Origin of the sequence: Luteibacter jiangsuensis (assembly GCF_030812295.1) — a bacterium.
GTDB lineage: Bacteria > Pseudomonadota > Gammaproteobacteria > Xanthomonadales > Rhodanobacteraceae > Luteibacter > Luteibacter jiangsuensis_A.
Map to the genome: position 1 here is coordinate 1189280 of NZ_JAUSSK010000001.1, position 22291 is coordinate 1211570.

The 22291-nt window shown below is 65.8% G+C and carries 18 protein-coding genes; 10 read left to right on the forward strand and 8 right to left on the reverse strand.

The window, feature by feature from the left end; genetic code table 11:
• Window positions 1–570 precede the first annotated feature (570 nt).
• The 4 genes from J2T07_RS05230 to J2T07_RS05245 are packed head-to-tail and all read left to right on the forward strand — an operon-like array spanning window position 571 to window position 3464.
• Window positions 571–1800, forward strand: a complete 1230-nt coding sequence (locus J2T07_RS05230) for a hypothetical protein (RefSeq protein WP_306847838.1) — start codon at window positions 571–573, stop codon at window positions 1798–1800.
• Window positions 1793–2401, forward strand: a complete 609-nt coding sequence (locus J2T07_RS05235) for a HupE/UreJ family protein (RefSeq protein WP_306847840.1) — start codon at window positions 1793–1795, stop codon at window positions 2399–2401. Before J2T07_RS05230 ends, J2T07_RS05235 begins: the two co-directional genes overlap by 8 nt.
• Window positions 2398–2619: a hypothetical protein gene (locus J2T07_RS05240; protein ID WP_306847842.1), complete on the forward strand. Its 222-nt coding sequence runs from the start codon at window positions 2398–2400 to the stop codon at window positions 2617–2619. The genes J2T07_RS05235 and J2T07_RS05240 overlap by 4 nt, the downstream gene beginning before the upstream one ends.
• 47 nt (window positions 2620–2666) lie before the next feature.
• Window positions 2667–3464, forward strand: coding sequence for a DUF4198 domain-containing protein (locus J2T07_RS05245; RefSeq protein ID WP_306847843.1), 798 nt, complete (start codon window positions 2667–2669; stop codon window positions 3462–3464).
• Here the strand turns inward: J2T07_RS05245 and J2T07_RS05250 are convergent.
• From J2T07_RS05250 to J2T07_RS05265, 4 genes are all read right to left on the reverse strand, one after another.
• Window positions 3459–4442, reverse strand: coding sequence for an alpha/beta fold hydrolase (locus tag J2T07_RS05250; protein WP_306847845.1), 984 nt, complete (start codon window positions 4440–4442; stop codon window positions 3459–3461). The genes J2T07_RS05245 and J2T07_RS05250 overlap by 6 nt on opposite strands.
• Window positions 4443–4907: 465 nt before the next feature.
• Window positions 4908–5759, reverse strand: coding sequence for a helix-turn-helix transcriptional regulator (locus J2T07_RS05255; RefSeq protein WP_306847847.1), 852 nt, complete (start codon window positions 5757–5759; stop codon window positions 4908–4910).
• A gap of 43 nt (window positions 5760–5802) precedes the next feature.
• On the reverse strand, window positions 5803–7965 hold the full coding sequence (locus J2T07_RS05260; RefSeq protein ID WP_306847849.1) for a S46 family peptidase: 2163 nt from the start codon (window positions 7963–7965) through the stop codon (window positions 5803–5805).
• A gap of 145 nt (window positions 7966–8110) precedes the next feature.
• Window positions 8111–10264, reverse strand: coding sequence for a S46 family peptidase (locus J2T07_RS05265; RefSeq protein ID WP_306847851.1), 2154 nt, complete (start codon window positions 10262–10264; stop codon window positions 8111–8113).
• Between the two features lie 173 nt (window positions 10265–10437).
• Between J2T07_RS05265 and tdh the strand changes: the two genes are divergently transcribed.
• From tdh to kbl, 3 genes are all read left to right on the forward strand, one after another.
• Window positions 10438–11460 carry an L-threonine 3-dehydrogenase gene (gene tdh / locus J2T07_RS05270; RefSeq protein WP_306847971.1) on the forward strand — a complete coding sequence of 341 codons (1023 nt, stop codon included), beginning with the start codon at window positions 10438–10440 and terminating at the stop codon, window positions 11458–11460.
• A gap of 80 nt (window positions 11461–11540) precedes the next feature.
• Window positions 11541–15134, forward strand: a complete 3594-nt coding sequence (locus J2T07_RS05275) for a DUF748 domain-containing protein (protein WP_306847853.1) — start codon at window positions 11541–11543, stop codon at window positions 15132–15134.
• Window positions 15135–15213: 79 nt separating this feature from the next.
• Window positions 15214–16413 (forward strand): glycine C-acetyltransferase, encoded by a 1200-nt coding sequence (gene kbl / locus J2T07_RS05280; RefSeq protein WP_306847855.1) that lies wholly within the window; start codon window positions 15214–15216, stop codon window positions 16411–16413.
• A gap of 54 nt (window positions 16414–16467) precedes the next feature.
• Here the strand turns inward: kbl and J2T07_RS05285 are convergent, their stop codons facing one another.
• From J2T07_RS05285 to J2T07_RS05300, 4 genes are all read right to left on the reverse strand, one after another.
• Entirely contained in the window at window positions 16468–17232 is a 765-nt protein-coding gene (locus tag J2T07_RS05285) for a pseudouridine synthase (protein WP_306847857.1), read from the reverse strand.
• 285 nt (window positions 17233–17517) lie between these two features.
• Complete coding sequence (locus tag J2T07_RS05290) at window positions 17518–18222, reverse strand: C40 family peptidase (protein ID WP_306847859.1); 705 nt, start codon at window positions 18220–18222, stop codon at window positions 17518–17520.
• 264 nt (window positions 18223–18486) lie between these two features.
• On the reverse strand, window positions 18487–19194 hold the full coding sequence (locus J2T07_RS05295) for a YggS family pyridoxal phosphate-dependent enzyme (protein WP_306847861.1): 708 nt from the start codon (window positions 19192–19194) through the stop codon (window positions 18487–18489).
• The gene (locus J2T07_RS05300) at window positions 19191–20633 is read right to left on the reverse strand and encodes a M20 family metallopeptidase (RefSeq protein WP_306847863.1); all 1443 of its coding nucleotides are present in this window, start codon (window positions 20631–20633) and stop codon (window positions 19191–19193) included. Before J2T07_RS05300 ends, J2T07_RS05295 begins: the two co-directional genes overlap by 4 nt.
• A 193-nt stretch (window positions 20634–20826) precedes the next feature.
• On the opposite strand from J2T07_RS05300, the gene J2T07_RS05305 reads away from it, so the two are divergent.
• The 3 genes from J2T07_RS05305 to J2T07_RS05315 all read left to right on the forward strand — a co-directional run bounded on the left by J2T07_RS05305 (window position 20827) and on the right by J2T07_RS05315 (window position 22287).
• On the forward strand, window positions 20827–21162 hold the full coding sequence (locus J2T07_RS05305) for a ComEA family DNA-binding protein (RefSeq protein WP_306847865.1): 336 nt from the start codon (window positions 20827–20829) through the stop codon (window positions 21160–21162).
• Between the two features lie 105 nt (window positions 21163–21267).
• The gene (locus tag J2T07_RS05310; RefSeq protein WP_306847973.1) at window positions 21268–21729 is read left to right on the forward strand and encodes an SET domain-containing protein-lysine N-methyltransferase; all 462 of its coding nucleotides are present in this window, start codon (window positions 21268–21270) and stop codon (window positions 21727–21729) included.
• A 21-nt stretch (window positions 21730–21750) separates the two neighbouring features.
• Window positions 21751–22287: a GNAT family N-acetyltransferase gene (locus J2T07_RS05315; RefSeq protein WP_306847975.1), complete on the forward strand. Its 537-nt coding sequence runs from the start codon at window positions 21751–21753 to the stop codon at window positions 22285–22287.
• Window positions 22288–22291: the final 4 nt, after the last annotated feature.

The following is a 22291-nucleotide window of genomic DNA, read 5'->3' on the forward strand; positions in this document are numbered from 1 at the left end:
GGTGGGCGATCGAACGACCGCAAGGTTAGCGCACCCGGGCGACATGCGGTGACGATGCCGGCCAAGGCTTGACCAGCGCAACGCAAGTGCACGCCACATAAGGCGCTTGCGCAGTTATCCACACGGTTATGCAGCGATTACCCACACCGGCTGTGGATATCATCGCATCCCCCGATGAGCATCGCCCTGGTCAGTTCTTGAGCAGCGCAACGCAAGTCCATGCTGTCAAAGGGCGGAATCGAGTTGTCCACATGCTTATGCAGGGAGTATCCACACACGCTGTGGATATCGCGATGCGCTTCCGGCGTGCGTGGTCACGAACTGATCAGGACAACGCAAGTAGTCGCCACGCATGGGCGAATCGGACTTGTCCACACGGTTATGCATCGAATATCCACACGGCGTGTGGATATGTCGTGCCATGCGTTTTCAGAAGGAAGCCCGAGGATCAGGCCACACCGTGCGAATCGCTAAAGATTCCGACAGTCGCCCATAACGGGTTCGGGTGTACTGCCATCAGTCCATTCTGGTATGGCTCCCATGCGAAACCTGCGCCTCCCGCTTGCCATCATGTCGCTTTTCGTTGCGACGCCCGCTGTCCTGCCGACCTCCAGCGCCTATGCCTCGGACCACCTCGATACGCCCACGGTCACCGCCGATCCGCGTGCGGACATCGGCGACCTCTACGCCTGGACCTCCGCGGACGGCCATCATCTGAACCTGGTGATGACGATCGTCGGCCATAGCTTCTCCGACGCCATCGGCTATACCTTCCACGTCGGCAGCGGCAAGGTCTTCGGCGCCACGAGCACGACCACCGACGTGACCTGTCGTTTCAGCGCCTCGTACACCGCCGATTGCACCGCCGCCGATGAACGTGCCTCTGGCATGGTCGACGCGGCGAGTGGCTTCGCGTCGAATAGCGGGCGCCTCAAGGCATTCGCAGGCCGTCGCGACGATCCCTTCTTCAATAACGTGAGGGGGTCCCGAAGCGCGTTCGACGTGGCAGCGCGTGCTCTCGAACATGGGGCGCCGGTCGATGCCGACGGATTTCCGCAGTTCGATGCCGCCACGGTGGCTTCGATCCGCAAGGAGTGGCACCAGACCGGCGGTGGCCCGGGCCAGAATTTCCTCGCGGGATGGACGCCCGCGTGCATCGTCATCACGATCGATCTCGGACTGGTGAATGGCGGCGGCCCGCTACTCGCGGTGTGGGGAGAGACCGCGTCGCCGCACGGCCGCATCGACCGCGCAGGACGGCCGCTCACCGGCAACGCCTTGCTGTCGCCACTCGACGAAGCCAGGGGCGACCGCCTCAAGGAACGCTACAACCGTGCCGAGCCTTCGAGGGCCGCGCAGTTCATCGGCGACATCCAGCGCACGCTCGGCCTCTACGATGGCTACGACGGCGTGCGCGGAAACCAGTGGCTCGCCGACATGCATGCGGCGCCGGGATTCCGCTATCGCCGGCTGGCGACGTTGTTGGCCGACGATCGGTTATGGGTGAACAGTGCCTCGCCGAGGTGCACGCAACTCTTTGCGGTCGAGTTGGCCCGGCTCTCGGGACGTCGCGATTTCGCCGTCGACTGTGGTGGCCGTACGCCGAACTACGATGCGTCGAACCTCTACCGTTCACTGCTTGCGGCCGGCGACCTGGGCAGCATCGACGACGGCGTGCATCACGACGATCGCCCCCATTCCACGACACGATTCCCGTTCCTCGCGGCGGCAGTCAACACCAGCCCCGCGTACACCGCGCCGACCGCGGCTTCCAGCGCGGCGGCCGACTACCATGAATGATCCGCGTGCGTCGTTCGTTGTTCTCGCCTCCGTCGCGGCGGTGACGTTGTCGTACGCCGACCCAGCCATGGCGCATGCCGGTACCGGGTTGGCAGGTGGCTTCGGCGCCGGTTTCGCACATCCCTTCGGTGGCATGGACCACCTGCTCGCCATGGTGTCGGTGGGACTGTGGGGTGCTGTTCTCGGCGAACCCCTGGTGTACCTGTTGCCGATGGTCTTTCCAGGCGTGATGGTGCTGGGTGCCGTGTTCGGCATGGTCGGCGTACCGTTGCCACCCGTGGAATGGGGCATCGCGCTTTCGGTGTGCGCACTTGGCCTTTGTGTCGCCTGCGCACTCCGACCCCGCGTGGGCATGGCGATGATCGTCGTCGCCGTGTTCGGCCTCTTCCATGGGTACGCACATGGCAAGGAACTGCCTTCAGCGGCGGACCCGATCGGCTACAGCACGGGGTTCGTACTGGCGACGGGCTCGCTGCACGTCCTGGGCATCGGGCTCGGCGTGGTCGCGCGATGGCCGCGGGGCATGCGGGCACTGCGCGCTGTCGGCGTCGGTATCGCCGTGACGGGCGCCCATTTCGTCGTGCAGGCAGCCAGGGCATGAACGGAATGCATGCATCGCTAGCGTTTCTCTCGCTCGCCGTCGGCCTCGTGGTGGCGCTGACCAGCGTGATCGTGGCACGTCACCAGCCATCGAGGTACCGCGGCGTGCGCATGGCATTGCGGGTCGTGGCGAGTTGGTTCCTCGCGATCGCCCTGCTCGTCGCGACGCTCTCGTTCCTACCCGTCACCCCGGGCTACGAGCCCGATCACCTCGAATAGGCCTGACCATGCCTCGTCATTGTCCACGGCTGGGGGGTCGCTTCTGCGTGTCGACGCTGATAGTCGCCACGGGTACGGTGCATGCCCACGATTTCTGGGTGCAACCCCAGGCGTTCCAGGTGCAGCCCGTGCAAGCGACACCTCTCACGTTACAGGTCGGCCACGGGCCCTACCGCCAGCGTTCGCCCATCGCGCTACAACGCATCGTGCGATTCCAGGTCACCGGTCCTTCGGACCGGAGCGTGGATCTTCACGGCGCGCTACACCTGGGAGACGTGGCCGGCGACGGTGACGTCGCGCTGCCGCGGGCGGGCACCTATCTGCTTGCCCTGGAAACCGACAACCGCGCGCAGAGTCATCTCCCCTCGTTGCGTTTCAACGATTACCTGACGGTGGAAGGCCTGACGCCCGCATGGGAAAGACGCCGGCGGGAAGGCCGCATGGACGTGGACGAGACGGAAATCTACAGCCGGCATGCGAAGGCGATCATGCAATCCGGGCCATTCGATACCGCGGCACAGGCATCCGTGACGGCACCCCTTGGCCTTACGCTCGAAATCGTTCCGGACATCAATCCATATGCCCTGCCCCGCCCTCGCACGCTACCTGTGCGTGTGTTCTATCAGGGGCATGCCCTTCCGGGCGCCACGGTGAAATTCACGGACCTCGATCACGACGACGCACCCGTCGAGGTGCACGTCACCGACGCGGCGGGCCGGGCGTCCTTCGCCATGCCCACCGCGGGACGTTGGTTGCTCAACACGATCTGGATACGCGCCCTGCCGACGGATGCCGAGGCCGACTATGAAACGGACTTTTCCAGCCTCAGTTTCGGATTCCTATGACATCGCCCAAAGCCGCCGGGCCTCGGCGGCGATGACATCGGGAAATTCTTCGGGGAAGAAGAGTTTCGCGTTCGGTATGCGGTGCACACCATGCGAGTGCTTGAATGCGTGGTCGAGGTACTCCGCGCTCGCGGGCGAGAAGATGGGATCGGCCATGCCCCACACGACACGCATCGGTACGGGACTCTGCGCAAGTCGCGGCCCGATGCCCGCCAGCGAGTTTTCCTCCAGCGCCAGCGCGTAAGCATGCGTGCGCCCGGGATGCGCCACCAGGGGTGCCAGGTACATGTCGATGGCTTCGTCGGTGGGGTGACCCGGATATGTGAAGGTCATGCCACCGAGGCCCTCGGAGGAGCGCGCCAGCGTCTTGTCCGCCAACCATGGCCGCAGCCAGCGATCGACGTATGTGCCCTCGCGCGACATCGCGATCACCGGTGCCATCGCCGCGGGTGGGCATTCGTGTTCGGTATCGCAATTGGTCAGCAACAGGCTGCGTACGCGTTGCGGATGGTGTGTCGCCAGCAACTGGGCGACCGCGCCGCCGCTGTCATTGGCCACGACATCGGCCCGGGAGATGCCGAGGCTGTCCATGAAAGCCACCAGCATGTCCGCTTGCGCCACGGGCGCCACGCTTTGACCCGGGGCCACCTCGGTGTATCCCAGGCCGAGGAAGTCGGGCGCGATGCAGCGACGCGCATCCGCCAGCCGTGGCAGCACGCCGCGCCACTGGAATCCGTTGAGCGGAAAGCCGTGCAGGAAGAGCGCGGCGTCACCACTTCCTTGTTCGACATAGGCGATGTTGCCGAACGACGTGCGGGCGAATGTCCTCGCCGCGTTGAACCGCCGCGCGTCCATGTCCTCGTTCAAGGCCATCCGGCCCATGCCGGGTGCGCACGCCGCCACCACGCCGGCCGCCAGCATGCCCGCGGCGAGCCTCATGAAAGAACGGCGGTCGATGTCGATATGCCCATTACCCACGACGATGTCTCCTCTGCCGCCCACCCAGCGGGGCCGGTGAAGCAGACCATGCTGCCGACTCTACGGCTGTCGGAAAATTTAGGTTCTTGCGTGTTACTGGGTTCGTCCTGTGTCGGGCTCGGCTTCGCCCTCGCGTTCGTTGTGTGCGTGGCGGGGGAGCTGCCGGGCGCCACCCTCGGCGCGACGTGTGGAACCGAGGAGCGTCGGGTGAAAAGGCCCGTCAGGGGGCCGGCCTGGACGGCCGGCCGTTTTCGCTGAGCCACGGAGGGCGAATCGAAAACCCCGCCCGGCGCGACGGGCGCGACGGGGTGCCAGCCATAGAACACGGCCGCGCAGCGGCTTCCTTTCCCGAGCGACGGTGCAACCGGAGCGACGAGGGTGGCGGCCGACGGCTCTGCCTCAGTACCGGCCCGCTGCCGCGGGATCGCCGACAGGGTCGGCTTCCACCAGAAAATTCAGTGGCGGTCAGGTGCGACGGGTCGAGCGGCGGAAATCCGCGGGGGACTGGCCATAGGCCTGGCGAAAGACGGCCGTGAAATGACTGTGGCTGGAAAAACCCAGATCCGCCGCGAGGGCCGAGAGATCGTCTTGCGTGGCCATCAGGTCCAGCGCCCGGGCCAGGCGGAGCCGCAATTGGTAGCGATACAGCGGTATGCCTTCCACGCGCTGGAATACCTGAGTGAGATACACCGGCGACGCACCGATTTCCACACCGACATCCGCAAGCGACCAGCGGCGCGACACATCGCTGGCCAGCAACACCTTTACCCTGTCGGCCAAGCGCCGCTGGCCTTGCGTGGCCTCCGGCGCGTGCGAGGTCCGTGGGCCGAGGCTGCGGCCGACCAGGTTCAGCAAAAGGGTCTCCGCCTCCAGCGGTTCCATCGTCCCCTGCTCCAGCCTGTGGCGGAGCAAAGCCACCATGGCCTGCGCGCCGGGATCGATGCGCCGATGATGCGTGCGGAAGCCGTGTACCGGCCCCTGCTCCAGCGAGCTGACGGGCGCGAGTTCCTCCAGCAAAGGCGCGGCCACCTGGACCGAAAGGCTGGCGTCGCTTCCCTCCACCGGATGAGCGATCCGGTAGCCCTCGTCGGCATTGAAGAACACCACGTGGTTGGCGTCGGCCACGGCCTGGTCGCGGCCTACGTGGCGCACGTAGAGCCCGCGGTAAGGAAACACCAGGTAGGTCGATGCCGCGCATTCCTCGGGGCCGCGATGCGCGCAGCCGCCGTGGCAGACCACGTTCCGCACGGAAACGCTCGCCGTTTCCAGCGAAGCGTTTACGCTGAGTTCGCTCGCGGTGGGGTCGGACCGGGCCATGGCCGCGAGGATCGCACAGGCGCGCGATCCCCGCGACTGCCGGCTATTTCGCCGGAACGCCCATCTCCTTCAGGAGGTTGTCGGCGTGATCGAGATGGTGCATCACCCACAACATATAGCGCACATCGACCTGGATCGAGCGATTGAGCTTCGGATTGAACAGCCAGTCACCACTGACCGACTCCCAGTTGCCGTCGAAGGCGAGACCGACGAGACGGCCCTGCGCATCGAGCGAAGGCGAGCCGGAGTTACCACCGGTGATGTCCAGGTCGGCAAGGAAATCGACCGGCAGCGTACCGAGTTTCTTCGAAGCGTAACCGTCGAAGGCCTTCGCCTTGATCGCCTCGATCTCGGCCTTGGGCGCATTGAACGGCTCTTCACCGGTGTTTTTCTCGACGATGCCCTCGACCGTGGTGAAGGGCGCGTAGCTCACGCCGTCACGCGGGGCGACGCCTTGCACGTTGCCGAAGGTGACCCGCAGCGAGCTGTTGGCATCCGGATACACCGGCAGGCCCTGCGACTCCTTCCACGCGATGATCGCCTGCATGTAGCGGGGACGCAGCCGGGCCAGTTCGCCATCGCGGGCATCTTCTTCGTTTTCGATCTTCTTCAACTCCGGCAGCACCGCATTGGCCAGCTTCAGCATGCTGTCGTCGCTCGCGGCGATCGCCTTCTTGTCGGCCTTGAACCACTTCATGCGCTCGGCCGTGTCGCCCAGTTTGCTGCCCTTGTAGAGCGCCGACACCTTGGCCTGGATGGCCGCACGCGTGGATGCGCCGGCGAGCCACGCGTCGAGCGCGGGCAAGCGCTGGTCCTTCGGCAAGCCGACGTAGCGAACGAGCGCGTTGGCCAGCAGGTCCTGATCGGTCTTCGCGTCGTAGCGGCGCTCCATCTGCTTCAGCGCGCCCTCGATGCGCACCTCGTCGCGCTGCTGGTAACCAGCCTCTCGCTCCATGTCCGGCTTGGTGCGTTCGTCGGCCAGGCGTGCGAGGCGTACGCCGCTGGCGAAGAGCTGGGTGCGCGAAACGAGGGCGAGGTCGACATCGCGCTCGCGGGTAGCCTGGTAGGCGGCGAGCTTGGCCTTGAGTTCGGCGATGTCGGCGACGAGTGCCTGGTTCTCCGCACCGCCCTGCTTCTTCAACCACGCGTCGAGATCGGCTTCCTGCTTCTGTTTCACCGCGACCGCATCGGCGCGGCGCAGGCCTTCGAGCTGGCCGCCGAAGTTCTTGAGATAGTTGTTGAGGCCGGCGACGAGGCTGGCGTATTTCACCGTTACGTCGGGATTGGCCTTGCCGTTCGCGGCGATGGTGTCCAGTTGCTCCTGGTAGAGCTTGATCTGGGTCGGGTACTGCCAGTCGATCGCACTGCTCACCTCCTGGGCGAGACGGTACCGGTTCGTCCTGCCCGGATAGCCCACGACCATGACATAGTCGCCGTCTTCCACGCCTTGTGGGTTGAGCTTGATGACGTGCTTGGGATGGTAGGGCACGTTGTCCTTGGAATACGTCGCCGACTTGCCGTCTTTCGACACATAGGCGCGCAGGTAGCTGAAGTCGCCCGTGTGGCGTGGCCACATCCAGTTGTCGACATCGCCGCCGAACTTGCCGATGGACTCGGGCGGTGCATAAACCAGGCGCACGTCCTTGATTTCGAGCTGCCTGATCAGCTGGTAGCTGTAGCCGCCGTGGAACGTGTACACATCGCAGCGATATCCATCGGTCTCGCAACCCTTCACCAGCGTTTTCTTGGCGAGGTCGATGGCGTCGTAGCGTTGCTGGCCGCTCATCGCCGGGGTGAGCTTCGCGGTCACATCCCGGGTGACGTCGCGGATTTCCTCGGTGACGAAGACGCGCATGTCGGGGGAACCGGGCAGTTCCTCCGCGAAGGTCTTCGCGAGGAAGCCCTGCTCGATGAGGTTCTTTTCCTTCGTGGAGTTGTACTGCAGTGCACCGTAGCCGCAATGGTGATTGGTGACGACCAGGCCATCGGGCGAAACGAAGGAAGCCGTACAGCCACCGAGGCTCACGATGGCGCCCATGGGATAGGCGGTGAGGTCGGTGAGCGTAGCCGGATCGAGCTTCAGGCCGTGCTGTTTCAGCATGGCGGCGATCGTCGGCAACTGGGCCGGCTGCCACATGCCTTCGACGGCATGGGCGGCGGGGATGAGGCCTGCCGCGAGGGCGGTAGCCAGTAGGGCTCGGCGCATGAGGGATCTCCTTTGTGTTCCGGGGCGCGTTGGGGTCTCTGGGATCGCCGACAGGGTCGGCTCCCACCCAGGGACTGTTATAATGTAACGTCAATCCTGACGAATCGACCTCCGGCACGTACGTGCCGGAGGTCACGCTTGCCGCTTACCGTGCCGGCACGCCCAGTTCACGCAACAGGGCGGGCGACGGATACACCTTGTCGATCAGCCAGCGCATGTAGCGCATGTCGACATGGATGGCGCGCTTGTAGCGCGGGTCGTACATCCAGCTCGCGCTGACCGCTTCCCAGTTGCTGTCGAAATTGAGGCCGACCAGTTCGCCCTTCGCGTTCAACACAGGCGAACCCGAGTTACCACCTGTGGTGTCGAGGTTGCTCAGGAAATCGACCGGCATGGCGCCTGACTTCGGATCGGTATATCCGGCGAAATCGCCCTTCCGGATGGCGTCGAGCAACGGCTTCGGCGCGTCGAAGGGCTCTTTGCCGGTGTTCTTCTCGACGATACCGGCGACCGTGGTCAACGGGGCATAGGTCACCGCGTCGCGAGCCATCAATGGGGTGACCTTGCCGTAGCTGACGCGCAGGGTCGCATTGGCATCGGGGTACACCGCCTTGCCCTGCTTCTCGCGATAGGCGATCAGGGCCTGCATATAGGCTGGACGCAGGCGCAGCAGATCGCCTTCGCGGACCTTGCGTTCGTCCTCGATGCGCAGCAAGGCAGGACGCAGGATGCGCGCCGCCACCAACAACGCATCGCCACTGTTTTCGACCTCCGCCGGGGCGGCGGTGAACAGTCGCAGGCGCTCGGCTTCGTCGCCGAACTTCGTCGCCGCATAGATGCGATCCAGCGCTTGCGCGAGTTCGGCTGGCGTACGGCCGAACACCTTGTCCACCTCGGGAAGCCGCTGGGCATCGGGCAGTCGCTGGTAGCGAAGCATCAGCGACGTCACCAGCGCTTTCTCCACACGCGGATCGTAACGGCGCTGCACCTGCTTCAGCTGGCTCTGGATCAGGTCCTCGTCGCGCTTCTGGTAGCCCGTCTCGCGTGCCGCGTCCGCCTTGGGCCGCTCCACGGAAAGACGGTCCACCGCCAGCGCGCCACGCATGAGCTGGGTTTGCGCGGAAAGCAGCCCGACCAGCAGGTCACGCTCGCGCACGTCCTTGCCCTGGGCGATCAGGGCCGTGACCTGGTCGATCTCCGGCTTCAGCGCCTTTCCGTCGGGCTGCCCCGCGAGCCACGACAACATCGCGGCTTCATCGTCGCGGCGGACGGCGACAGCGTCGCTGCGCTGCAGCCCCTCGAGTTCGCCACTGAAACGCTTGATCCCGTTCTTCAGCGTTTGCAGCTGCGACGCATAGCGAATGCCGGCTTCCTTGTCGGCCTTGCCCTGGGCTTCGATCACGTCCTGGAGCGCCTTCAGCACGGCCACCGATGTCGGCAGCCTCCATTCCACCTGGTCGGCGAACTCGGCCGCCGTGCGATGGCGATAGGTGATGCCGGGATAGCCGGCGAGCATCACGAAGTCGCCTTCGGCGACGCCGTCGGTGGCGAGCTTGAGGTGCGAGGGCGGATGGTAAGGCACGTTGTCCGGCGAATAATCGGCCGGCTTGCCGTCGCGCCCGACGTACGCGCGCAGGATGGTGAAATCGCCCGCGTGACGTGGCCAGACGAAGTTGTCGATCTCGTCGCCGTAGTTGCCGATCGCGCGTGGCGGCGCGTAGACCAGGCGGATGTCACGCAGTTCCAGTTGTTTCACGAGGTAGAAGTCGCGCCCGTAGAACATGTTGGCGACGCTGCACTTGATGCCCTCTTCCGTCTCGCATTCGGCCACCAGCGCCTTGCTCGCGGCATCGACGGCGTCGTAATAGGCCCTGCCAGTCTTGCCCCTGGCCTGCGCCAGGATGCGATCGGTGACCTTGTCGAAACCGACCGTGACGCGGAGACGGTAGTCGGGATTGGCCGGCAACTCGCCGGCGCGATCCGGTGCCACGTAGCCATCGGCGATGAGGTCGCGCTCCGGCTTCGAGTTGTACTGGATGACGCCGAAGGCCACGTGGTGGTTGGTGACCACCAGGCCGTCGGCCGAGACGAAGGAGCCCGTCCCGCCACCCACCTTGACCACCGCGTTGAGCGGCGCACGGGTCAGGTCGGCGAGGTCCTCCGGATCGCCACGGAAGCCGGCATCCTTGAGGTTCTTCGCAATTCCGGGCAATTGCGAGGGCAGCCACATGCCCTCGTCGGCTTTCGCGTCCAGCGCCAGCGCCATGGCGGCTCCCAGCATCATCGAGCGGATTCGCATGTTTCGTTGTCCCCTGTGGGTCGTGCGGAGCGTCCCGACCATAGAGGGCCCGAGGGGCCACTGGCAATGGCGCGGCGCACCACGATCCGGGGCCGGTGCGGCTTATAATGCCGGTTTGGGTCCGCGCCGCGGGCCTTCCCCGCACGGAACCCACGAGCCCCATGCAGCAGACGATGAAGGCGCTGGTCAAGCGCAAGCCCGAGCAAGGTATCTGGATGGAAGAAGTTCCGGTGCCGCAGGTCGGCCCGAACGAAGTCCTGATCAAGATCGAGAAGACCGCCATCTGCGGCACCGACCTGCACATCTACAAGTGGGACGAGTGGTCCCAACGCACGATCACGCCCGGCCTCACCATCGGCCACGAATTCGTCGGCCGCATCGCGGAGATCGGCCCGGGCGTCACCGGCTACAAGGTAGGCGACCGCGTCTCGGCGGAAGGCCACATCGTCTGCGGCCATTGCCGCAACTGCCGCGCGGGGCGCCAGCACCTGTGCCCGAACACCATCGGCATCGGCGTGAACCGTAACGGCGCCTTCGCCGAGTACATGACCATGCCTGCCTCGAACCTGTGGCCGATCCCCGACCAGATTCCTTCGGAGCTGGCGGCGTTCTTCGATCCCTACGGCAACGCCGCGCATTGCGCGCTGGAGTTCGACCTGATCGGTGAGGACGTGCTCATCACCGGTGCCGGCCCCATCGGCATCATCGCCGCGGGTATCGCCAAGCACGTCGGCGCCCGCAACGTCGTGGTCACCGACGTCAACGATTACCGCCTGAAGCTCGCCGCCGACATGGGGGCCACCCGCGTGGTCAATGTATCCAAGCAGTCGCTCAAGGACACCGTGAAGGACCTCCACATCGAAGGCTTCGACGTGGGCCTGGAGATGAGCGGCAACCCGCGCGCCTTCGGCGACATGCTCGACTGCATGTACCACGGCGGCAAGATCGCCATGCTCGGCATCATGCCGCGCGGCGCGGGCATCGACTGGGACAAGGTGATCTTCAAGGGCCTCACCCTGCAAGGCATCTACGGACGCAGGATGTACGAGACCTGGTACAAGATGACCCAGATGGTGCTGACCGGCTTTCCACTGCAGAAGGTGCTTACACACCAGATCGCAATCGACGACTTCCAGAAGGGCTTCGACCTGATGGACGCGGGCAACTGCGGCAAGGTCGTGTGCTCCTGGACCTGATCCGCGCCGCCTGACCGCGCTCCCGCCAGCGCCCCCGCCGGGTACACTGCCCCGGGGGCCATGAGGTGAGGAGCGGAGGTATGGAAACACTCAAGACACGCGGCATGGTGCACTGGCGCAAGGGCCGCGAACGCGCCCTCGCTGTTTACCGTTCGCGCCGGACCCGGCGTATCGCCTCCGGCGTGTTTATCGCACTGGTCGTCTTCGGTCTGCTCGGCTTCTTCGCCGCGCCGCCACTGATCCGTTCACAGGTCGAGTCGCGCGCCAGCGCGGCGCTGGGCCGGCCAGTCACCCTCGGCTCGATCAGCCTCAACCCATTCACCTTGAAGCTGACCGCCGAGCGACTGCACATCGGCGAGCGCGACGGCAAGACACCTTTCGTCGATGTCGAGCGGCTCACGGCGAACGCCTCCTGGGCCTCGCTGTTCCGGGCCGCCCCGATCCTAGACGAACTGCGCATCGACGGACCCCGGATCCACCTGCAACGCAGCGCGCCGCAACGTTTCAATGTCTCGGACATCCTCGAGCGCTTCGCGACGGACCCCGCCGCCCCCGACACGGGCCCCGCCAGGTTCGCGCTATCCAATATCGCCGTGCACGGCGGGCAGGTCGATTTCGACGACCGCGTACTGGATGCCACCCACCGCCTCGACCACATCGAGATCGGCGTTCCCTTCATCGCCAGCCTGCCGAGTGCCTCGGACATCTTCGTGCAGCCCTTGCTGGCGATGAACGTCGATGGCAGCCCCCTTCGCGTGCAGGGACAGACCAAGCCCTTCGCCAGCAGTCGGGAATCGATGGTCAGTTTCCGGCTCGACAAGTTGGACCTGCCCCGCTATCTGGGCTTCGTGCCGACCCCTTTACCCGTCGCCGTGCCGAGCGGCAAGTTGTCCGGCCTGCTCGACCTGCGTTTCACGATGACCGACGACAAGCCGCGCGTGGTGTTGAGCGGCCGCCTGACCATCGACGGCCTGCAGGTGAACGACACGAGCGGCGCCCGGCTGGTCGCGCTCGGCCGCGGCGACGTGGCGCTCACGGCCCTGGAACCGCTGACCTCCCGCTACCGCTTCGGTACCGTGGCCATCGACGGTCTCGACCTGCGCTACGCGCGTCTTCCCGGTGGCCGCAGCAATATCGACGCGCTGACGGCACCCTCGCCCGCCACGGCGAAGGACTCGCCGGCGACGGACGTGCGCATCGACGCCCTCACGTTCGAGAACTCAAGGATCGAGTACGCGGATCTCGCGGCGCCGGCACCGGCGCATCTGGTGCTCGACGGTGTGCAAGGCAGCCTGCGCGGGCTCAGCACCGTGGCCGCGCCCGTGGCCCTGCTCGATGTCGCCGCGCGCTTGGCCGGCGGCACGGTCGCCACGCGAGGCAAGCTGGACCTCGCCGCGGCCCGCTATGCGGGCACGTTGTCGCTGGCGAACGTGTCCCTCGCGGCATTGATGCCGCTGACACCGCCGCTGCTGGACGCCGACATCACCGGCGGCGACGTCGCCGCGAACGGCGACCTGACGCTGGACTGGCGCGACGCCGCCATCGTCCGCATCGCCAACGCCAAGGCAAAGCTGGACGGCTTCCAGCTCGTACCGCGCAACGGCCGTGCTTCGCCGATCACCTGGAAATCGATGGCGGTGTCCATCGCCCTGGTCGATCTCGCCACCAGCGAGGCGCGCCTCGACCAGCTCACGCTCGACGGTTTGACGCTCGACCTGCGGCGCCTCGCCAACGGCAACCTCGACCTCGACCTCGCCGGCATCGTGAAGACCCCCGCCACGGCCGCCAAACCGGCTGCACCCTCGACCGCCTGGCGCTGGAGCATCGCCCATCTCGGCCTGAGCGACGGGTCGGTCACGCTCCGCGACGCCAAGGCGCCGGGCAAGCGCAATGCGATCACGATGCTGGCGACCTCGTTCGGCATCGATGGCCTGTCCAACGACATGGGCCACCCGCTCGCCCTGGACCTGAAAGGCAACCTCGGCAAGGGTGCGTTCGCGCTCACCGGCAAGGTGAAACCCCAGCCGCTCGATGCGGACCTGCGGGTGAAGGCCACGCGGCTCGACGTGGCGCCACTGCAATCGCTGGTCAGCGTACCGTTGAACGTCCGCGTGGAGAGCGGCCTGCTCAGCCTCGACGGACAAGTCCGCTACAACGACCGCGGCAACGCGCCCGCCCGGATCGCCTATCGCGGCCAGGCCACGCTTGGCCGCGTGCGCGTGCTGGACAAGCTGACCGACGCCGATTTCCTGCGCTGGACTTCGCTCAGCGCCACCGGCATGGTCATCCGCATGGGCGAGGCAGCGCCCCATGTCGCCATCGGCGGCCTGGCACTGGATGACTTCTATGCCCGCGTCATCATCAACGCGAATGGACGGCTGAACCTCCAGGACGTCGTCGCCAATCCCGAGGCGCCCGGGGCCGTGTCGGTCACCCAGGCGCAGGCTACGCCCGCACCGGCCGCACCGGCGGCCGAACATCCGGCCGCCACGCCACCCACGCCTTCGGCTGACATCCACATCGGCCAGGTCACCCTGACCAAGGGCCACCTCAACTACACAGACAACTTCATCAAGCCCAACTACACCGCGGACGTGACACGGCTGACCGGCAGGATCGGCGCCTTCGGCACGGATGGCGGCGCACCCCCCGCGGAGCTGACCCTGCAGGGCCAGCTCGACGACAACGCGCCGGTGGACATCGCCGGCACGATCAACCCGCTGGCGCCGGTGGCTTCCCTGGACATCACGGCCAAGGCGGAAGGCATCCAGCTCGCCAACCTCTCACCGTACTCGGGCAAGTACGCCGGTTACCCGATCACCAAGGGCCGGCTCAACGTCGACGTGCACTACCTGCTCGACCAGCGCAAGCTGACCGCGGACAACCATATCTTCATCGATCAGCTAACCTTCGGCGACCGGCTCGAGGGACCCGGAATCAGCCATCTCCCGGTGAAACTGGCGGTGGCGCTGCTGAAGGACTCCCAAGGCCGCATCGATGTGCGCGTACCCGTGTCCGGATCGCTCGACGATCCGCATTTCAGCGTGGGCGGCCTGGTCTGGCGCGCCATCGGCAACCTGATCGTGAAAGCGGTGACCTCTCCATTCCGCCTGCTCGCCTCGGCGGGTGGCGGCCGCGAAGACCTCGGCTACGTGGAGTTCGCCCCCGGGTCCGCCGTGCTTGACGCGAACGCGCAAGCCAAGCTGGCCGAGATCGTCAAGGTGTTGGCCGACAAGCCTTCGATCAGCCTCGACATCGTCGGCCGCATCGATCCGGCGAAGGACGAATCCGGCCTCCGTACCGTCATGGTCGACGACCTGGTCCACCAGGAGCTGGTCGCCGACAAGGAAGACGACACGACGCCTCCGACCGCCGCCGAGCAGGAAAAGTACCTGGAACGGGCCTATCGCCACGCCTCGTTCCCCAAGCCCAAGAACATGATCGGGCTGACCAAGTCGCAACCGCCGGAGGAAATGCGCACGTTGATGGAGACCAACATGCCGGTCGACGCCGACGCCCTGCGCCATCTGGCGGAACGCCGGGCCAATGCGGTCCGCCAATGGCTGCAAGGCAAGACGGACGACAAGCGGGTCTTCGTCGTGGCGCCCAAGACGGACGCCAAGGGTATCGATGACGGGGGCAAGACGACCCGGGTGGATTTCGGCCTGCACTGACGCTCCCTGGATCGAGGTTTTCTCATTCGTGCAAAGGCCTCACAATCGGGAGATTCCTCCGTCCCCGGAAACCTCCGCCATGACCTACCCCGGCCAGACCCGTTTCGCCAGCGAACTCGACTCCATCCGCGAACAGGGCTTGTTCAAGAACGAGCGCATCATCGTCTCTCCGCAGTCGGCGGAGATCGAGCTGGAAGGCGGCCGGAAGGTTCTCAATTTCTGTGCGAACAACTACCTGGGGCTGGCCGACCATCCCGAGGTCATCCAGGCGGCCAAGGATGCACTCGACACCCATGGTTTCGGCATGGCCAGCGTGCGCTTCATCTGTGGCACGCAGGACCTGCACAAGGAACTGGAGCGAAAGATCGCCGACTTCTTCGGCAAAGAGGACACGATCCTCTATGCCGCCTGCTTCGACGCCAACGGTGGACTGTTCGAGCCGCTGCTGGGCGAGGAAGACGCGATCATCTCCGACGCACTGAACCACGCCTCGATCATCGACGGCATCCGCCTGTGCAAGGCCAAGCGCTTCCGCTACGCCAACTGCGATATGGCCGATCTCGAGGCCCAATTGCAGGCGGCCGATGCCGCAGGTGCCCGGACCAAGCTCATCACCACCGATGGCGCGTTCTCGATGGACGGCTTCGTTGCGCCCCTCGCCGAAATCACCGCCCTCGCGCGCAAGTACGACGCGTTGGTGCACATCGACGAATGCCATTGCACGGGCTTCCTCGGTGAGACCGGTCGCGGTTCGGCGGAGCTGCACGGCGTGCTCGACAAGATCGACATCATCACCGGAACCCTTGGCAAGGCCCTCGGCGGCGCCCTCGGCGGCTTCACCACGGGTCGTCGCGAAGTGATCGAGCTGCTGCGCCAGCGTTCCCGCCCCTACCTGTTCTCCAACTCACTGCCGCCGCACGTGGTGGCAGCGGGCAGCAAGGTGTTCGACATGCTCGCCGCCGCCGGCGACCTGCGTGAACGGGTGAAGGAAAACACCCGCTACTTCCGCGAGAAGATGACCGAGGCGGGCTTCGACATCCGTCCCGGACAGCACCCGATCGTCCCGGTGATGATCTACGACGCGAAGCAGGCGCAGGCCATGGCGGCGGAACTGCTCGACGAAGGCATCTACGTCACCGGCTTCTTCTTCCCCGTGGTACCGCAGGGCAAGGCGCGCATACGCACGCAGATGAGCGCCGCGCATACGCGTGAGCACCTGGACAAGGCCATAGCGGCGTTCACCAAGGTGGGCAGGAAGCTGGGCGTGCTGAAGGGCTGAGTCCCCACCGGCCCCCAAAGCCCCGTTCGTGGCCAAGGCCGCGAACCAGGGGCCTCAGCGCCTCCGCAGGGCCGCCACCTCCGCAGGGCCGAGGTGGCGCCACTGTCCCTTGGCCAGGTCCCCCAGGACGAGATCGCCGATGGCGACGCGCACCAGCCGCAACACGTCGAAACCCAGCGCCGCCAGCAAGCGCCGGATATGGCGGTTGCGTCCCTCGTCGAGGGTGACTTCCAGCCACGCATTGCGCTCGCCCTGGCGCAACAGCGACGCCGCGGCCGCGCGCAGGGTCTCGCCCGTATCGACCACGCCTTCGCACATCGCGGCGACCGTCGCCGCATCCGGCTGTCCCGCCACCTGCACGTGGTAGGTCTTCGGCACGTGGGTCGCCGGCTCGGTGATTCCGGCGGCCCATGCCGTATCGTTCGACAGCAGCAGCAATCCCTCACTCGCCTTGTCGAGCCTTCCCACCGGTCCCAACCAGGGAAGCCCGGCCCCATCGAGCAGTGAATAAACCGTGTCACGACCCCGCTCGTCCGCGGCCGATACCACGATGCCGCGTGGCTTGTTCATCGCGATATAAACGGGCGCCACGGCCTGCGCGGCGCCACCGTCGATTTCGATACGCTCGTTGCCCGCCAGCGGAAACCCGGGATCGCGCACGATCCGGCCATCGACCCTGACCCTCCCCTCGCGCGCCAGCCGCTCGCCCTGGCTGCGAGAACAGATGCCGCGCTTGGAAAGCACGCGGGCGAGGCCGAACACGGGAGTGGCGGTGCGACGCGGACGCGATGTCGGCGAGCGGGGTGGCTTGCGGGGCATGCGTATAAGGATAGTGGCTGGTGGGCGAAGCTTCATCGAGGATTTCTTTTGAGGGCTATTTGAGGGCTCGGCTTCGCCCCTCGCGTTCGTCGTGTGCGTGGCGGCCGACGGCTCTGCCCCAGCCCCAACGCGAGGGCGAAGCCGAGCCGTGCCGGAAACCGGCCCACCGCCGCGAGATCGCCGACAGGGTCGGCTCCCACCAGAAGATGCCGGCACAAATGCCGGCCCAAAAAAAACGGCATGCCGGAGCATGCCGTTTCGGAAATATGCGTTGAAGGGTGCCCGTCAGATCTTTGCGATGCCTTCGGGGCGCTTGGCGCCGACGAAGTGCTTGGCCCAATAGGCCTCGTTGAGGCTGTCGACACGGACGGTCTTGCCCGCCGACGGCGAATGGATGAACTGGCCGTTGTCGATGTAGATGCCTACGTGCGACACGGCTTTGCCGCGTGTACGGAAGAAGACCAGGTCGCCCGTCTTCATCTCGCTGCGCTTGACCTTCAGGCCCGCGAGGAACTGGCTGGCGGAATTGGTCGGAAGGTCGAGGCCGATGCTGTGCATGAACACGTAGCGGACGAAGCCGCTGCAATCGAAGCCGGTGGACGGCGCACGGCCTCCACGGTGGTAACGGATGTCGCGCAGCTTCATCGCGAAAGCGAGAAGCGCCTCTCGTGCATGACCGTCGACATGGCCGGCCAGCTTGGCGGTGGCGGCGGCGACGAGGCTGTCGTCGTCATCGTCGGCGGTGGCATCGTCGTTGGCGGCGACCTGGCTGGCGGCGGCGGGGGCCGCGGCTGCGATCAGCGAGGTGGCATCGGGAACGGCGGACTGGGCGAGCGCGGTGGCCGGGGCGAACACCGGCAGGTCGGTCAGAAGGAGTGCGGCGGATTGGTCGAGGCCGTGCGGGACGGTGACCGTGTCGGCGATAACGGGTGTTACGGCGGCGATACAAAACGTGGCTAACGCGAGAGCGGTCAGTCGCTTTAAATGCATGAGCGAAAAGGCCTATTCATCGTGAAGTTAAGCCGCCGTGAAGGTGAGACGACCGTGAACGAGGGGTGAAGTTACCAAACCGGATTCAACAAGTTGTTCGCATAAGGTTAAAAACGGTCATTCCTAGGAAACATTCAGAGAAGTCGCAGGAAACTGCGGTCCACGGGGCAAATATCTGAACGGACATAAGGACTTACTTTCACCAATGTGACGGCCCGGCGACGCCGTCACGGCGGGGCGGTTACCGAATCTGTGCATCAGGTCTCACACCGGCTTGTACGACCTTGCCCCGAAGATCGCGCTGCCGATGCGTACCTCGGTGCTGCCCTCGGCGATCGCGAGCGCGAAATCACCGCTCATGCCCATCGACAGGCGGTCGGCGGGATGGCCCGCGTCACGCGCCCTGTCACGGAGACGATACAGGGTACGAAAACAGGCCCTGACGACAGCGTCGTCCGGCGAGGCTTCAGCGAGCGTCATCAGCCCTCGTAGCCGCAGTGAAGGAAAGGCCTTCAACTCGTCGAGGAACCCGGGAAGGGCCTCCGGCACCAGCCCGAACTTGCTTTCTTCCCGCGAGGTCTTCACCTGGACCAGCACGTCGATGGCCCGGCCCTGCGCCTGCAGGGCCTTGTCCAGCGCCACGGCGAGGTCCAGCCGGTCCAGCGACTGCACCTCGGCGGCAAGCTTCGCCACCGCCTTGGCCTTGTTGGTCTGCAGGTGGCCTATCACGACCCAGTCGAGCCGCTCGTCGGCCAGCCCGGCGGCCTTGGCCTGGATCTCCTGCACCTTGTTCTCGCCGAAACGGCGCAGGCCCAATCCCACCGCCTCGCGGATCACGTCCTCGCCGAAGGTCTTGCTGACCGGCAGCAGGGTCACCTCGGCCGGATCACGGCCAGCCTCGCGGCAAGCCGCGGCGATCGACCCACGCACCGCCGCGAGACGCGCGGCCAGCGTGCCGGCGCCGTCGCTCATGCCTTCGCCGCTTCCTGGAAGTGGCGCGCCACGACATCGGCCACGACCATGCTCACGCGCTTGCCCGTCGGAATGTGCAGGAACTCGTTCGGACCGTGGGCATTCGAGTGCGGACCCAGCACGCCCGTGATGAGGAACTGGGCCTGCGGGAATTTCTCACCGAGCATGCCCATGAAGGGAATGCTGCCGCCTTCGCCCATGTAGGCCGCCGGCGCGCCGAAGTAGTGCTCCGAGGCCTTCGCGACGGTTTCTTCGAGCCAGGGCGACAGCGCCGGCGCGTTCCAGCCGCTGCCGTCCTTCTCGAGGTCGAAAGTGACCTTCGCACCGTACGGTGGGTCTTTTTCGAGCAATTGCTTGAGGAACTTGCCCGCCTCCGCCCCGGAGAGGGTCGGGGGCACGCGCAGGCTGAGCTTCACCGAGGTCTTCGGGCGAAGCACGTTGCCGGCGCTATCGAGCGCGGGCATGCCACCGACGCCGGTGACGGCGAGCTGGGGGCGCCACGTGCGGTTGAGCACGAGTTCGGCGAGGTCATCGGTTACCGGTTTCATGCCTTCGACAAAGGGGAACTTGTCGTACACCGCGGTACCGAGCACCTCGGCCGACCGGCGCGCCTGCTCGAATCGCTGCGGAGGGATGTCGACGTAGAGTTCCGGCGGAACGATCGCGCCCGTCTGCGGATCCTCAAGGCGGCTGAGGATGTCACGGAGGATGCGGAAACTGGAAGGCACCACGCCCGATGCGTCGCCGGAATGGACGCCCTCCTCCAGCACTTGCACGGTCAGGTTGCCGCCCGTCATACCGCGCAGCGACGTGGTTAGCCAGAGCTGGTCGTAGTTGCCACAACCCGAGTCCAGGCAGACCACGAGGGCGGGATTGCCGATGCGGCCGGCCAGGTGGTCCACGTAGAACGGCAGATCGTAGCTGCCGGATTCCTCGCAGGCCTCGATGAGGATCACGCAACGCGCGTGCGGCACCCCCTGGTCGCGCAGCGCGAGCAGCGCCGCCAGCGATCCGAAGATGGCGTAGCCGTCGTCCGCGCCACCGCGCCCGTAGAGCTTGTCGCCCTTCAACACGGGTATCCACGGACCGAGGCCTTCGGACCACCCCGTCATCTCCGGCTGCTTGTCGAGATGGCCGTAGAGCACGACGGTTTCATCCGTGCCCTCGCCCTGCACGCCCTGTGCGGGCACGTCGATGAAGATGAGAGGCGTACGGCCTTCCAGGCGAACCACTTCCAGCGACGCACCCTCGAGCGCGGGCAGCTTGGAGCGCGCCCACGATTCCATCAGCGCTACCGCCTGGTCCATGTAACCGTGCTCCCGCCATTGCGTGTCGAACATGGGCGACTTGTTCGGGATACGGATGTACTCGACCAGCTGCGGGACGATTTCCGCGTCCCAGAGGCCACTGACGAAGGAAGAAATACGGGAGGTATCCATGCGGACCGGACTCGTTGGACAAAGGCCGATTGTAACAGCGACGACGGCGACGCCCCCGGCGATGTCGGCACAATGACGGCACGTATCGCGGCGGCACCTCACCGGAATTTCATCTCCGCGCCAGTTCGCGTGAAGCGTGCCGCGACGCAGAGTGCCCCTGCGTCATCCGACGCTGCCCATGAGGAGAATCCACGTGAACCATCATCTCGCCACCCTCGCGATCCTCGCATCGCTGCTGCTCGCCCCGCTGGCTATCGCCTCCTCGCCCGTGAACATCAACACCGCCGACGCGCCGACCCTCGCGCAGTCGCTGGACGGTGTCGGCCTGGCCAAGGCCCAGGCGATCGTGGCCTGGCGCGAGGCGAACGGCGCCTTCGAATCGGCGGACCAGCTCGCCGAGGTGAAGGGCATCGGAGCGTCGCTGGTCGAGCGCAACCGCGATGCCATCCAGGTGGACGGTGCCAAGGCGGCCAGGAAAGCCAAGGCGGCCAGGCCGTCCAAGGCCAAGGCGGGTGCCGAGGAAGACTGAGCCTCTCCCTCTAGCCACTACCGCCGCCGGCCGAACGCGCTACACTCGCGCCCCATGCCGGCGGCGCACTTGCGCTCCCGCCAGGAACAGGGGCTTGATGATCCAATGATCCTGCCGCGTTACCGTATCGCCGATTCCGCCATTCCCGGCGCCGGCAAGGGTTTGTTCGTCGACGAATTCGTGGCCGCGGGGCGTGTCGTCACCGCCCCCGACCAGATCGACCGCACGCACGCCTGGGCCGAGATCGTGGCCTCGCCGAGTCTGTCCGCCGACCTGCACGCCGCCGCCCGCTGGTTCGAGGACCGCTACACCGTTTCGCCCGAGTGGCCGGACGAGTGTTACGTGAACCATAGCTTCGAGCCCACGGGCATCTGGCACCTGGGCTTCATCTTCGCTGCGAAAGACCTTTCACAAGGCACTGAAATCACTGTGGATTACCGCCACCTCCTATCCCCCGGACAGGATGAGAGCTTCCAAGATGCGGCCACTGGTGAGAAAATAACCGGCTTGTCCTGGCAGGAAAGCCTCGCGCTGAGCACTCACGCTCTGGCTCGACTGCTCGGCTGACACTTGGTCACTTCGATGGCAATAGCTGACATTCCCGTTCTGGAAACGCCGCGCCTGCGGCTCACCGCCCTTACCGAACGCCATTTCGACGACTATGCGGCCATGCTCGCGGACGCCGAAAGCACGCGCTGGATCGGTGACGGGCAGCCACTCGACCGGATGAACGCGTGGCGCTCGATGGCCATGCTGCTGGGCCATTGGGCCTTGCGCGGTTGTGGCATGTGGGCGATCGAACTGAAGGACACCGGCGAATTCATCGGCCGCGCGGGCCTGATGAAACCCGAAGGCTGGCCCGACCTCGAGTTGGGCTGGATGCTCAAGCCAGAGCACCGACATCACGGCTACGCCACCGAAGCCGGTGAAGCCATCCTCGATTTCGCCTGGAAGCAGATGCACGCCCAGCGTGTGATCAGCCTCGTGCGCATTGGCAACGAAGCCTCCGACCACGTCGCCGAACGCCTGGGCGGCGAGCACATCGACAACATCGATTTCCTCGGCGGCGCGACGCACCTGTTCGCGTACTACCCACCGCACCGCGAAGTACGCCGCGCCGGCTGAAGCG

Bases quoted from the DNA above. Each gene is read 5' to 3' on its own strand.
- J2T07_RS05290 (WP_306847859.1), bottom strand. From the start codon at position 18,222: ATGCATTTAAAGCGACTGACCGCTCTCGCGTTAGCCACGTTTTGTATC.
- J2T07_RS05240 (WP_306847842.1), top strand. From the start codon at position 2,398: ATGAACGGAATGCATGCATCGCTAGCGTTTCTCTCGCTCGCCGTCGGC.
- J2T07_RS05300 (WP_306847863.1), bottom strand. From the start codon at position 20,633: ATGGATACCTCCCGTATTTCTTCCTTCGTCAGTGGCCTCTGGGACGCG.
- tdh (WP_306847971.1), top strand. From the start codon at position 10,438: ATGAAGGCGCTGGTCAAGCGCAAGCCCGAGCAAGGTATCTGGATGGAA.
- J2T07_RS05275 (WP_306847853.1), top strand. From the start codon at position 11,541: ATGGAAACACTCAAGACACGCGGCATGGTGCACTGGCGCAAGGGCCGC.
- kbl (WP_306847855.1), top strand. From the start codon at position 15,214: ATGACCTACCCCGGCCAGACCCGTTTCGCCAGCGAACTCGACTCCATC.
- J2T07_RS05310 (WP_306847973.1), top strand. From the start codon at position 21,268: ATGATCCTGCCGCGTTACCGTATCGCCGATTCCGCCATTCCCGGCGCC.
- J2T07_RS05285 (WP_306847857.1), bottom strand. From the start codon at position 17,232: ATGCCCCGCAAGCCACCCCGCTCGCCGACATCGCGTCCGCGTCGCACC.
- J2T07_RS05265 (WP_306847851.1), bottom strand. From the start codon at position 10,264: ATGCGAATCCGCTCGATGATGCTGGGAGCCGCCATGGCGCTGGCGCTG.
- J2T07_RS05230 (WP_306847838.1), top strand. From the start codon at position 571: ATGTCGCTTTTCGTTGCGACGCCCGCTGTCCTGCCGACCTCCAGCGCC.
- J2T07_RS05260 (WP_306847849.1), bottom strand. From the start codon at position 7,965: ATGCGCCGAGCCCTACTGGCTACCGCCCTCGCGGCAGGCCTCATCCCC.
- J2T07_RS05255 (WP_306847847.1), bottom strand. From the start codon at position 5,759: ATGGCCCGGTCCGACCCCACCGCGAGCGAACTCAGCGTAAACGCTTCG.
- J2T07_RS05295 (WP_306847861.1), bottom strand. From the start codon at position 19,194: ATGAGCGACGGCGCCGGCACGCTGGCCGCGCGTCTCGCGGCGGTGCGT.
- J2T07_RS05235 (WP_306847840.1), top strand. From the start codon at position 1,793: ATGAATGATCCGCGTGCGTCGTTCGTTGTTCTCGCCTCCGTCGCGGCG.